The 13,445-nt window shown below is 69.1% G+C and carries 4 protein-coding genes; 1 reads left to right on the top strand and 3 read right to left on the bottom strand.

The annotated features are described in order from the left end of the window. Positions 1-136: 136 nt before the first annotated feature. The 3 genes from ACZ4Z5_RS27955 to ACZ4Z5_RS27945 form a co-directional block, all read right to left on the bottom strand. The gene (locus ACZ4Z5_RS27955) at positions 137-1,267 is read right to left on the bottom strand and encodes a saccharopine dehydrogenase NADP-binding domain-containing protein (RefSeq protein ID WP_468267526.1); all 1,131 of its coding nucleotides are present in this window, start codon (positions 1,265-1,267) and stop codon (positions 137-139) included. A 208-nt stretch (positions 1,268-1,475) separates the two neighbouring features. Next, the gene (locus ACZ4Z5_RS27950) at positions 1,476-2,285 is read right to left on the bottom strand and encodes a hypothetical protein (RefSeq protein ID WP_468267524.1); all 810 of its coding nucleotides are present in this window, start codon (positions 2,283-2,285) and stop codon (positions 1,476-1,478) included. Positions 2,286-2,592: 307 nt separating this feature from the next. Continuing rightward, positions 2,593-6,081: a DNRLRE domain-containing protein gene (locus ACZ4Z5_RS27945; RefSeq protein WP_468267522.1), complete on the bottom strand. Its 3,489-nt coding sequence runs from the start codon at positions 6,079-6,081 to the stop codon at positions 2,593-2,595. 537 nt (positions 6,082-6,618) lie between these two features. Between ACZ4Z5_RS27945 and ACZ4Z5_RS27940 the strand changes: the two genes are divergently transcribed. Then, positions 6,619-13,431 (top strand): RHS repeat-associated core domain-containing protein, encoded by a 6,813-nt coding sequence (locus tag ACZ4Z5_RS27940; RefSeq protein ID WP_468267520.1) that lies wholly within the window; start codon positions 6,619-6,621, stop codon positions 13,429-13,431. Positions 13,432-13,445 lie beyond the last annotated feature (14 nt).

Here is a 13,445-nt window from a genome sequence, read left to right as displayed (position 1 = left end):
CGGCCGAGATGCAAGTCCGCCGCGAGAGGACACGGTTGGTGGTGGAGCCAGGGCGGACGAGCACGGGCGCGGATTCCCATCAGCCGGGACCGTTGTTCTGGTCAGTTGCCCCTACAGAGAGGACGCGGGTGCAGAGTCAGCTGCGCCCGAGCTCCCAGCCGTCGTCCGAGCTGTGCCACAGGCGGATGTCGCGCTCCACCAACGCGGCGTACAGTTCCGGGGCCGAGAGCCACAAGTGCGGGGGCACGATGCCTCGGGCGTCGAGGCGGCCCTCGAGGATTCGCTCCACCGCAATGCCTGCCAGCAACGACGGTATGCGGCCGCCATGCTCCAGCGCGGTCATGCCCAGTCTGCGCGTCACGGTCCGCCCACCACGTCTCCCGGTCACGGACAGCATGAAGCCACCCGCCTCGTCACCGGCACGCCCCGCGAGCCACGACCCCGCGCGCACCACCGGAGTCCAGGTATGAGGGCTCCGCGGCAGCCCGGTCCGTGCCCGGACCGAAGCGAACGCGCCGAGTATCCGGTTCAGCGCCGTGAACTCGCTGCCCGCCTTGAAGCTGACCGTGCCGGCACCGAGCATGTCCGGCAGCACATCCAGGTCGGCCATCTCGTACACCTGGTGCACCAGGCGCCGCCCTATGGGAGGGGGAAACACCGCCCAATCCGGCTCGGACCAGCCGTGTACGACGGTCGGCACACCGTCTCGCGGTGCGGTGAACCGCAGGCCCGCTCCGTGCATCATCGCCTCGAACATGGCCGGGCCTCGGTGCCTACGGGTGTCCGGGGCGGCAGCCGAACGGACGGCGTCCACCTGGTCCAGGTCCCGCGAGAGGTCGGCTGCCAGCAAGGCCTGCATCCCCGGCACCACGGACGCGCCCGTGAGCACGGGTGTGTCGGCAGCGCCGGCCATGAGGACTGCGCTGCGCCGGAACGCCCGGTCCTCGCTGATGTCGACGTAGGGCACACCGGCCAGGAGCGCGGCCCGCAGCGGTCCCCAGGGATGCGTGTCGTCCCCGTCGATCGACTGGAAGGGACCGGCGCAGTGCACGACGGCTGCCGCTCCGTCAAGGAGCTCCACCAGCCTCCCGACGTCCCGATGGTCGGCAGGAGCCCAGTCGACCCGCTCCGACGCGAACCGTTTCCGCGGCGCCCGGCGGGCGACGACGGTCACCCGCGACGCTGCGGAGCGCCGTAGCACGTCTTCCACAACATATCGGCCGTAGAAGCCGGTTCCGCCGACGACCACTACATGCTGCTCCCCCATGAGGGGACGCTAACATGCCGCCCACGGTGGGGGATCGGGTTCCTCTTGAAGGGTGCGGCCTCGGATCACACTCATGTGGACGGCACCGGTCTCCCCTGAGCCCGCCGGGGCCAGCCGGCTGGGTGACCCGACCCCCGCTGTGGGGGGGCGGAACCCGGGACGTACCGCAAGGCCCCGCGCCCACGTCGCGGACCGGCTGCGTCAGCACCTACACGACGTCGACCAGGACGCCGGGCGAGTAGGTGGCGGAGAGCGTCGGACCACCCCGGTACCTCAGCCACCACGAGCCGTCCCGGGTGGCCGGGTAGGTGGTGCCGGTGATACCGGACGCGCCGGTGGTCAGCGAGGCCACCGGCTCAACCGCGCGGCAGGGGACGGCGCAGAACTCGAGCTCGACGGTCTCACCGGAGCGGCCGACGTAGCTGTCGGTGCTCCAGTCGGCCGTCGTCAGCCTGCCGAGCAGGCCCACGCTGCGTCCCAGGGGCAAGGGGTTGGGGGAGGCGACGAAGGTGAGCTTGGATCTGCGCAGCAGCTGAAACGCGTCGGGGAACGATCGGGTGGTGATGCTGCTGCCCGGATCCTCGTCGATGTTGTTGCTCGCCACGAGGGCCCACATCCGCCAGCTTCCCGCCCAGTCGTTGGTCACCTGGGCACTGCCGGTCTCGATGCGGAACCACTCGGTGCACAGCGCGGTGGTCGCGCCGGTCGGTGAGCACCGCGGCGCGGGCTCGTTGAGGCCGTCCAGCATCTGCCCGCCCGGGCCCCGGAGGTTGATCTCGATACCGCTGGGGTGGATCCCCGCGTCGGCCCTGGCGGTGACGGTCGCCTGGAAGGTGAGGGACTGGCCGGGCCCCAGGACGATGGGCCGGCCGCCGTTGACGGAGGCGCTGAGGATCTCGGGCGGGGTCCGGTCATGACCGTCGGCCCGGGCCGACGGCAGGATCACGAGCGTGGTCAGCAAGGCGCCGACCACGGCGGCGAGCGCGGCCCGCAGTGCGGGCCGGGGTCTGGTGCGCATGGCGTCTCCCCCAACTGGTCGTCAGTGGGCGGAGCGTACTGAGAGCGTCATACGACCGGCAGGGCCGGCGCCGGCACCGGTACAGGGTCATGACATTCGCGATGCCCGCGGAGCGACCGGGACCAGACCGCCACAGTCCGCCGGTTGTCGGCAGACATGGGCAGCAGGTACGGGCAGCAGGCCTCGGACCCGCCGTATGCCCGTGGCCTGGTGCGCAGCGCCGCTTGCCGCGCTGCCCCCGGCGGATCGCCGATGACAGTGGGGGCCGGCCAAACGGCCGGGCCCCACTGTCATCGCGCGGCGCGTGTCATCCGATGGCGAGCTTGTTCTTCCAGCCGACGCCGTCGCTGTTGCTGACGATCTCGACACCACCGTGCGACATCTCCCCGCGGGTGCCCGCGTAGAAGCGCACGGCTCCGTCGACCCGCAGCGTCCAGATGTCCGGGATGCCGTCGCCGTTGGCGTCCGGGGTGCCGTGGAACAGCCGGATGCTGCTGCGTCCCCAGCCCGAGGCGCCGTACTGCGCGTCCGCCCCGGTGGCGGAATTGGCGGCGGACGCCAGGGACGTGATGTCCACTCCGCTGCCGTCGGCGTCCTTCTTGCCGGTACGGAGCAGCAGTCGGGCGGACACGTCGGTACGGTAGATCAGATCGGTCACTCCGTCACCGGTGACGTCCTGGACGGTGACGATGTCGCGTTCCAGCCAGGCCGAGCCGGACAGCAGGACCGCCTGCTCGACCGAGGCACCGTTGTAGCCGATCAGGGCCCAGAACGCGTCGCCGACCTTCAGGAAGAAGTCCGTCTTGCCGTCGCCGGTGGCATCACCCGCGGAGACGATCTGCGTGATCGTGTCCGGGGCGGGCGCGTTCGAGGGCAGCAGGATCTCCTGGCGCTTGTCGATGTTGACGCCGCCGTAGCCGTCACCGGGGTAGACCCACAGCTTGCCCTCGCGGCGGGCGATCAGGTCCTGCAGACCGTCACCGCCGTAGACGTCGCCCAGGTGGGTGATGAGCGTGTTCTTCCAGTACCCCGAGGGTGCCGCGACGTAGACCGGCAGGCCGTCGTCGCCGTTCGGGTCCTTTGCCGGGTTGCTCCGGTACCCGCCGGACATGGAGTAGTCGAGGTCGCCGGTGCCCTTGACCAGGTCGGTGGTCGCCTCGGACGGGTAGAGGCGCAGGTTGCCGTTGCCGTCGACGACCATCAGGTCGGGCAGTTTGTCACCGGTGAAGTCTCCCGGTGTGTCCGCCTGGTCCCGCGGGGTCACGTAGAAGAAGTACTTCAACGGGGACGAGGCGTTGCCCGCGTCGTCGACCGCGCGCACGTAGAGCACGTTCGGTCCCGCGAGCGGCGGCTTGACGTTGGACACGGTCGTCTTCGTGCTGACGGGAGCGCCGTTGGTCCGCGCCACCGAGAAGGGGTACGACGCCTGGTTGAAGCCGTACTCGAATTTCACCACGTCCGTCTGGGCGGCCTGGAAGGTGAAGGAGCCCGCGGTGCCGAACTTGACCGTGCTCCACTTGGAGTCCTCGGAGTCGTTCTCGAACCCGTTGTCCTTGGCGTCGGCGTCCGGGAACTGCGACGAGGTGGCCGTCGGCGGCGTCGGCTTCGAGGTGTCGAAGACGAACCGGCACGGGGTCTTCGTGTGCGAGTACGCCGAGGTCGCGCCGAACTTGTCGACGGCCTTGGCCCGCCACGAGTAGGTGGTCCCGTTCTTCAGCCCGCTCGTGGAGAACGGGTCGGTGTGGACCTTCGCCGAGCCGGTCTGGCTGCCGACCGACACCTTGCCCTTGCTGCCGAGCAGGTTGGTGGTGCTGCCTCCGGTGGGCCACAGCTCGAAGTGGACGGACTGGAGATTGCCGTCCTTGTCGCTGCTGTTCGCCCAGAGGGTGATCGAGGAGGCGCTGACGTTGACATACGGGGACGTGGTGTCGCACCGCGTGGCGTTGGGGTCCAGGACCAGGCTGGAGGGGGTGGCCGGCGGGCGGTTGTAGGACAGTTCGATGTACGGGTCGTGGCCCCCGTTCGCCTGGAACTTCTTCCAGGAGTACTGCGATCCCTCGTCCACGGCCTTGAAGCCGATGGTCATCGTCTTCCAGCCGCCGTCCACGGCCTTCTTCGCCGTGGACTTGACGTCGAACGCGACCCATTCGTCGGGGCAGGAGGAGGACTTCCAGCCGTGCGCGAAGCTGCCGCCGCCGATCTTGTTGGCGCTGGTCATCTTCGGCGCGTTCTTCCAGTTCGTCTTGGAACTGATCGGGCCGGTGAGGTGCACGGACATGCTGCGTGCGCTGCACGACCAGGAATACGTCTCCAGGGCGCGCAGCTTGGCGCTGTGCACGGTGGAGCCCTTCAGGTCCGGGTCCCAGTCGATGCTGAAGAACGACCGCGAGGTGCCCCAGGTGTCGGACTCGTAGCCGACGCGGGCCTCATGGGTGCCGCCCTTGTTGAAGTTCTTGCCGTTGTAGAAGCTCGCACTGGGGTGGCGGCTGTAGGCGGTCGTCCAGTCGTTGGTGTGCTTCTTGACCGACGGGTCGATGAAGACCGGGTAGACGGTCTCCGGGTCGTTCAGGAACTCCTGGTCGGGTGTCATCACCCAGTCGGAGCCGTCGAGGTCCGTCCCGACGAGGGTGCCCTTGGAGTCGGGCTGCGGGCCGTTGACGCCGGGCAGGGAGAGCGTGGCCGCGGCACCGGTCTGCGAGGGTTCGGGGCTGGGCTCGGCCGGCACGGGCGGTGCGCTGCCCTCGATCTCGCCGATCACGGACGGGTCGGCGCCCTCGTCGGTCGCTTCCGGCAGCACCTCGTTGTAGATGTCGCCCTGGTCGCTGTCGTTCATCGAGTCGGTCGGCTCGGCGGACGCGGAGGGCGACGCCTCCGGGTCGGTCGTGGGCACCGGCGACTCCGAGGGGATGGCCTCGGGTGCGGTCGGGGAGGCGCTGGTGCCGGCCTGCCCGTCGGTCAGGGCGGGCGTGCCGGAGCTGTCCCACATCAGCGGGGTGGGGGACTCGGCGACGTCCTGGCCACCGGCATCGGAGGCGGAGACGACCCCGCTGACCGGGTCCAGCTTGAAAGAGAGGTCCGGGGAGGACAGTCCGTAGGCGAGGCGGGCGACCCTCGGATCGGCGGCGGCCTGCCGGTTCTTGACCACGAGGAGCTGGGCGAAGCCGCCGTCGTCCGCCGTGAGCACGAGGTCGGCGCCCGGAAGGATCTCCGGATAGAGGGCGCGGGGTCCGTCGATGACCGGTGTCGGAACGGTTCCCGGCCAGGTCAGCACGATGTTGTGGCCGTCGACGGTGAGTGTCGCGAGGGTGTTGCCCTCCGCGGCGACGGTAGCGGGCAGCAGCGAGACGCGCTGTGCTCCGGCGCGTGAGGCCCGGTCGCCTCCCTTGGCTCCGGAGCCGGCCGAGAACACCATGCTCGCGTTGGTGGCCTTGGGGGACCATCCGGCGTCCACGCGCTTCAGGTCGGTGTCGATGGCCTTCCAGACACCGTCGACCTTGGCGCGGACCGGGCTGGCGTGGATGCGTCGCTGCATCAGGCCGTCCGGGCGGGCCCACGTGGTCGAGTAGGCCGTGCGCATGGCGGTGGCCTCGACGGCCTTGCCGGTCTTCCGGGCCTCGGAACCGGCGTCGGACTCGCTCAGGGGAGCGCTGTTCCTCGTGCCTGGCCTGGCCGAATCCCGTTCCACGTCAGGGCTGTTGTTCAGCCCCACATATGTGAGACCGGACGCCACGACGACAGCCGCGGCGACCGCCCCCAGTGGCCGGCGTCCGGGCATGCGGCGCCATCTGCTCGTCATGAGCGAGGTTCCTTCCCCCCTCGAAACCGGCTTACGGCAGACCGCCGACCGGGCTCCTGATTGCTGGTCACTTGGGCACGGCGGAGCGCGCCCGGGACGTGACGGATGCGAGCAGATCATGTCCCACGGCGAGGGTGCCGTCACGCGGCAGAGGGGAACCGTGGCCGGGTGCGGTCAGTCGATTCCGCCGGACCGGGACCGTGACACCGCGAGGTCGGCCATGGGAAAGACCCTGAACGAAACGGATTTCAGCTTACATATCACCGGCAAATCTGCATTACCTTGCCCATTTTCATATCCCTATGCCCCGTGAAGCACCGGTGAGCCGATCATGCACCGCTCATGCCCTGTTGGTCGGCATTCGCTTCAACCGGCCGCATACTTACGGAATCATGCCGAAGTAAGGCTGTGATCATCACCACATGATCACTTCGTGCCTGGTCTTTATCCTCAACTGACGCACAGAATCGCCCCGTTATTGGCTACACCTGCGGTCCGCCCAGGCGCCGCTCCATGTCGTCCGGGGGGACCTCACCCGTGCCTGCCTTCTCATCCGCGCAGCGCAAGCGCCTGCGCACCGCAGTGGTTCCGGCCATCGGCGCCGCACTGCTCGTCTCGCTGCTGCCGACGCAGGCAGCGGCCCTGCCACCGGATCCCACGAAGGAAGAGGTTCCGCGCGAGGAACTCGTCCTCGAGGAACTCCCCGACGAGAAGCGCGTCGACGGGGAGAACCGCAACGCGGGCCTGGACAGCATCGCGGCCGAGGCGCCCGAGAACCAGACCGAGGCGCCCGCCGGCACCGCCACACCGCCCGCGGCGGACAGCGGCACCGTCAGCTTCGGCGCGCCCCCCGCACAGCCGGCCGCGTTCACCAGCGCGCCCAGCGGAGCCACGCCGGTGGCCACCGCCGCACCGGCCGCCCTCGAGCCCGTCGAGGACCTCCCGGTGAAACTGGGCCAGGCTCCGGGCGCCCCGACGCCGACCGGCACCTGGCAGGTGGGGGTCTCGGCCCGTACGGCTCCCGAGTCCGACGGGGTGGACGGCGCGGTGGTGACCGTGACCGCACCCTCGACGGGCTCCGTGCCGATCTCCGTCCAGCTCGACTACGCCAAGTACCAGAACCTCTACGGCGCGGACTGGGCCTCCCGGCTCAGCTTCGTCCAGTTCCCCGAGTGCTACCTGACCACACCGGACCTGGAGGAGTGCCGCACCTACACGGAGCTGGAGACCACCAACGACACCAAGGCCCGGACCATCACGGCGACCGTCGACACCGCCGCCGACGGCACCGTCACCCCGGCCTCGGCGCCGCGGGCCACCACGCCCGCCTCCGGCGTCATCCAGGCGGCCTACCGCCCGTCGGGCATCCAGCAGGTGGCGGCTTCCGGCGACAAGGCCGTCGTCGGCGCCGTCGACTCCGGTGCGGGAGAGGGCGGCTCGTTCAAGGCCACGCCGCTGATCTCCAGCGGCAAGTGGGAGGCCGGCAACTCGTCCGGTGGGTTCTCCTGGTCGTACCCGCTGGAGGTGCCCCCGGCTCCGGCCGGTCACGAGCCTCAGATCAGCTTCGAGTACAACTCCCAGGAGGTGGACGGCAAGACCGCCACCTCCTCCCCGCAGGCCTCCTGGATCGGCGAAGGCTGGGACTACAACCCGGGCTACATCGAGCGGCGCTACCGGACCTGCAAGGACGACCGCAAGGAGACGTCGGACGGTACGCCGAACAACACCGCGAAGAAGGACAAGACGTCCGACCTGTGCTGGGTCTCCTACAACGCGGTGATGTCGCTCGGCGGCCGCACCATGGAACTCGTCCGGGAGGGCAGCACCAACCGGTACCGGCCGCAGCACGACGACGGCACGCGCGTCGAGCTCAGGTCGGGCGGCAGCAACAACGCGGACAACGACGGTGAGTACTGGGTCGTCACCACGCCCGACGGCACGGAGTACTCCTTCGGCCTGAACAAGGTCGGCGGCGGTCACGCCGACACCAACTCCGTCTTCACCGTCCCCGTCTTCGGCAACCACCCCGGTGAGCCCTGCCACGCGGCGACATTCGCCGCGTCCCGCTGCAACAACGACACCAACAAGCAGCAGGCGTGGCACTGGGGTCTGGACAAGGTCGTCGACGCCAACGGCAACGCCATGATCGTCAACTGGCAGAAGTCCACGAACCACTACGCCGTCAACAAGAAGTTCAAGTCGCCCGAGAAGTACGACCGCGGCGGCCTGCCGGACTCCATCGAGTACGGCCTGCGCCACGACAACCTCGGCGCCACCCCCGCCGCGAAGGTCGACTTCCTGCTCTGGGAACGCTGCTTGCAAGGCAGCACGGCGTGCACTTCCGAGAAGTTCGACGACACGAAGAACCCCGCGTCCTACCGCCCGTGGTGGGACAGCCCCGGCAACCTCAACTGCAAGGCGGACTCCAAGCTCTGCCCGGCCTTCCCGTCCTTCTGGAACCGGCTGAGGCTCGGCGGCGTGACCACGTACGCTCACCGTCCGGGCGTCACCGGGCTCGCCAAGGTCGACACGTACCTCCTCGACCACTCCTTCCCCCGCGACTGGTACGACACCGCGCCGGGACTGTGGCTGAACTCCATCACCCGCTACGGCTTCAAGCCCGGCGACACCAACGGAACCCTGCTGTCGAAGGCGGGCGTCAGCTTCAAGCCGTACGTGGTTGGCTCCGACGCCGCCCACCCCCTGAGCGGCTACCTGAAGGACAAGCAGCTCCCCAACCTGGTGCCCAGGAGCAGCAAGGACCCCCGCCCCGGGTTCACCCGGCCCCGCATCGGAACCGTGTCCACCGAGCACGGCGGAGACATCGAGGTGACCTACAAGGGCGGCTGCAGGGTGCAGCCGACGGTCGACCCCGACAAGAACACCGGTACCTGCTTCCCCGTCCGCTGGTCCCCGGACGGCGAGGAGGAGAAGCCGGCCCTGGCCTGGTTCAACAAGTACGTCGTCCACACGGTCACCGAGACCGACCGGATCACGGGCGTGTCGGACCGCATCACCACGCGGTACGACTACTCCAACGCCGCCTGGGGCAAGAGCGACGACGAGTTCACCAAGCCGGATCTGCGCACCTACAGCGTCTGGCGCGGGTACCAGCAGGTCGCCACGGTCAAGGGCAGCAAGAACGTGCCCGCATCCGGTGTGCCACAGACCCAGTCGTACGGCGTCACCCGGTACTTCCGTGGTGCGGGCGGCCCCGTCAAGGACTCCAAGGGCGTCGTGACGCTGGTGGCCGACGACGCCCCCCAGTACGCCGGCCAGGTGGCCGAGGAGATCGAGTACATCGGGACGGGCGGCAAGGTCACCGGCCGGACGCTGAGCTTCCCGTGGTCCCGGGAGACCGCGTCCCGCGCACGCGAAGGCGGCCTCGACCCGATCCGCTCCTACCAGTCGGGAGTCCGGCGCACGGACGACATCCAGACGGTCGGCACCGGCTGGCAGGCCATCCGCACGGAGACCGAGGTCGACGACGTCTACGGGCTCCCGGTCCAGGTGCAGACCGCCGTCGTCAAGCCCAACGCCACCGGTGAGACGCTCAGCGACTACACCTGCGCCAAGACGGAGTACGTCCACAACCCGGCAGCCGGCCTGATCGGACTCCCCAAGTCCGCACGGAACACGGCCACGTCCTGCGCCGGCTTCGCGTCGGCCGATCCCGCCACGGAGGTGAAGGGCTCGACGCGCATCTCGTACGACGACCTCGCCTGGGGCGCCACCCCGACGAAGGGTCTGTCGACGAGGGTCGCCTCCATCAACGGCGACGGCACCGAGCACTCCATCGCGAGCGTCTCCGAGTACGACGAACTGGGCCGTATCCGCAAGGTGACGAGGCCGCTGACCGGCACCACCGAGACGCAGTACACGCCCGACAAGGGCGGCCCGGTCACCACGGTCAAGTCCATCAACCCCAAGGGCCACACGACCACCACGACCCTCGATCCCGGACGGGACCTGCCGCTGACCGTCACGGACACCAACGGCCGGGTCACCCGCTCCGAGTACGACGCCTTCGGACGGCTGGTCAAGGGCTGGAACGCGTCCCGCTCCTCCGGCAACCAGGCCCCGGACGCCGAGTTCGTCTACCAGATGGCGGAGGCCACCCCCAAGGTGACCAAGCCGACCGCGGTCACGAAGCGGACCCGTAACGACGACGGTTCGTACGCCACGCAGGTCACCGTCTACGACGGGCTCATGCGGGAAGTCCAGTCCCAGCACGAGGCCCACGGCCCCGGTCGCATCATCACCGACACCCGCTACAACGACCACGGCTCGGTGAGCGAGAAGACCAGCCCCTACCTCGCCCAGGGCGACCCCCAGCCCACCCAGTTCAAGCGGCTCAACGACACGCTCGTACCGAGTCTGACCCGGACCCGGTACGACGGCCTGGAGCGGGCCGTGCGCGTCACGACCTACCACTCCGGCAAGTCCGCGTACTACTCGACGACCAGTTACGGCGACACCAACACCTACGTGCACCCCGCGGGCGGCGCCGTCCCCGCGACCAACACGTGGACCGACGCCCGCGGCAGGGTCACGCTCGTCCAGCACTACACGAACACGGACAGCAACAAGTGGCGCAACACCCGCTACGGGTACGACGTGCGTGGCAACCGCAACAAGGTCACCGACCCGGCGGGCAACGTCTGGACGTACACCCATGACGCCCGCGCCCGGCTCGTCGCCCAGACCGACCCGGACACCGGAAGCGCCTCGTACACGTACGACGACGCCGACCGCCGGATCGTCAGCACCGACTCCAGGTCGACGGTCCACACGGCCTATGACCAACTGGACCGCATCACCGCGGTGCGGGTCGGATCCGCGACGTCCGCACCGGTCAAGACGTTCACGTACGACACGCTGAGCGGTGCCGTCGGCCAGCCGGTGGCCTCGATCCGGCACGACAAGAACGGCGACTACATCACGCGTGTCACCGGCTACGACACCGAGTACCGGCCCACCGGCCGGGAGACGGTCATCCCGTCGAACGCGATGACCGCCGGCGTCTCGGGCACCTACACCTACTCGTACGCCTACACGCCGACCGGCAAGCTCCTGTCGGCGACGATGCCGGCCAAGGGCGGCCTCACCGCCGAGAAGGTCATCACCCGCTACAACAGCGACGGTCTGGCCGAGTCGACCTCGGGACGCGACTGGTACACCAGCGACGTCACCTACTCGCCGTACGGGGACGCGCTGCGCTCCGTCAGCGGGCCCCAGCCCTACCGGGTGTGGACGACCAACTTCGTCGACGAGCACACCGGCCGCCTCCAGCGGTCGGTGGTGGACCGGGAGACGGCCGCCTCCCACCGCGTCAGCGACAACCACTACGCCTACGACATCGCGGGGAACATCACCGCCAGCGCCCGAAAGCTCACCACCGGCACCACATCGGCCTGGGACACCCAGTGCTTCACGTACGACGGGATGGGACAGCTGGTCCACGCCTGGACCTCGGGCATCGAGCCCACCGGCGCCGGCACCGGCTGCAAGGCCTCCGACGGCACCGCATGGGGCCACCGCGCCGACGGCCTCGCCTCCCGGGGGCCCATCGCGGAAGCGGCGGACGACGTCTCCGACACCAGCAGCCCGGACACCGCCCTGACCGGCTCCCTGGCCAAGGCGGCACCCGCCTCCGGCACCGTCGCCACCGGAGCGACCGCCTACTGGGACAGCTACACCTTCGACGTCATCGGCAACCGCTCGGGAATGGTCAGGCACGACCCGGCGGACGCGACGAAGGACGTGGGCCTCACGTACGGCTACGGCACCACGGTGCCCGGCAACGGCACCCAGCCACCGGTCAGGATCCAGCCGCACACCCTGGCCTGGGTGTCGTCGACGGTGGCCGGCAACGGCAGCTCGTACACCTATGACTCCACGGGCAACACCAAGCGCCGCGACCTGGCGAACACCACGCAGGACCTCACCTGGACGGAGGAGAACAGGCTCGACACGATCACCGACGACGGTGTGACCACGCAGTACGTGTACGACGCCGACGGCAACCGCATCCTGGAGAAGTCGCCCACGGGTTCGGTGCTCTACCTCGGCGAGACCGAGCTCACCACCGACGGCACCAAGATCGTCAAGGCCAGTCGTGCCTATGCGCATCCCGGCGCCCCGACCGTGATCCGCTCCACCGTCAACGGTGCCACCACGGGCCACAAGCTCCACGTCCTGGTGACCGACCACCTCGGCACCGCGAACACGTCGATCGAGCAGACGACGGGCCAGCCCGTGGTCCGCCGGGCGTTCAAGCCCTACGGCGAGGTGCGCGGCCCCAAGCCGACGAGCTGGCCGAACAAGCGGTCCTACCTGGGCGTGGGCGTCGACGACCCGACCGGGCTCACCCACATCGGCGCCCGCGAGTACGACCAGGCCACCGGTCGCTTCCTGTCCGCCGACCCGGTCGTCGACGTCTCCGACCCGCTCCAGATGAACGGGTACGCCTACAGCAACAACAACCCCGTCACCCACAGCGACCCGACCGGGCTCTTCTTCTTCGACTTCATCAAGAAGGCCTTCAGCAGCTACAAGGCCACCCTCAAGAAGTTCAGGAACGCCAACCCCGGCATGAAGAAGTCGCGTGCGGCCATCCCGCAGGCGTCCAACCAGAAGCTCGTCGGGCTCCTCCAGCAGCTCTACGCCAAGCCCGTCGCGAAAAAGGTGATGGGCGACGGCAAGACGACGACGGCTCTGCTGCACGAGCTGAACACGGGCAAGCAGCTCGTGCACCAGGACGGCCCGAAGAAGGGCCAGCCGCTGGACTGGCACTGGCAGAAGGGCTGGGCCACCATGTCGGGCCTGTCCGACCTGCTGGAGAACGACCGCAAGTCGCGCGAGGGAGCCATCAAGGATCCGAAGAAGGCGGCGAAGGCCCTCCTCAGCGACGCCGACCGGAAGCTCGCGATGGCCGAGGCGAAGGAGCTGTGGAACGCCCTCAACGGTCACGACGTCACCGGCAACGTGACCAAGCTGGTCAACGGCGATCCGGCGATGAAGGAGGCCATGACGACGAGCCGGGACAATGTCGTCAGCAAGGCGGCGGTCAAGGAGATCACGGGGCAGGACTTCGAGGACACGAAGTTCAAGGGTCCGAAGCCCGTGGGGCAGCCGAAGAACCTCCGCGGCATGGGCAAGGCCTTCGGTGTCGTCGGCGGCGCGGCGGGCGTGGCCCAGTATCCGGTCGACATCTACAACAACGGTCCGAAGCAGGCGTCGAAGAACCTCCTGGAGAACCTCCTCGATCCCCTCGACCTCTTCGACCCCGGACAGAGCACGGACTGCGCCTTCTTCGGCGAGTGCTACGTTCAGACGCCGATGGCCTGAGCGGGAGCGGAGAC

The sequence above is a fragment of the Streptomyces sp. NPDC030222 genome (assembly GCF_055573115.1).
The sequence above is the reverse complement of the archived record's forward strand: the minus strand, read 5'-3'. Positions and strand labels throughout refer to the sequence as shown.

Bases quoted from the DNA above. Each gene is read 5' to 3' on its own strand.
- ACZ4Z5_RS27955 (WP_468267526.1), bottom strand. From the start codon at position 1,267: ATGGGGGAGCAGCATGTAGTGGTCGTCGGCGGAACCGGCTTCTACGGC.
- ACZ4Z5_RS27950 (WP_468267524.1), bottom strand. From the start codon at position 2,285: ATGCGCACCAGACCCCGGCCCGCACTGCGGGCCGCGCTCGCCGCCGTG.
- ACZ4Z5_RS27945 (WP_468267522.1), bottom strand. From the start codon at position 6,081: ATGACGAGCAGATGGCGCCGCATGCCCGGACGCCGGCCACTGGGGGCG.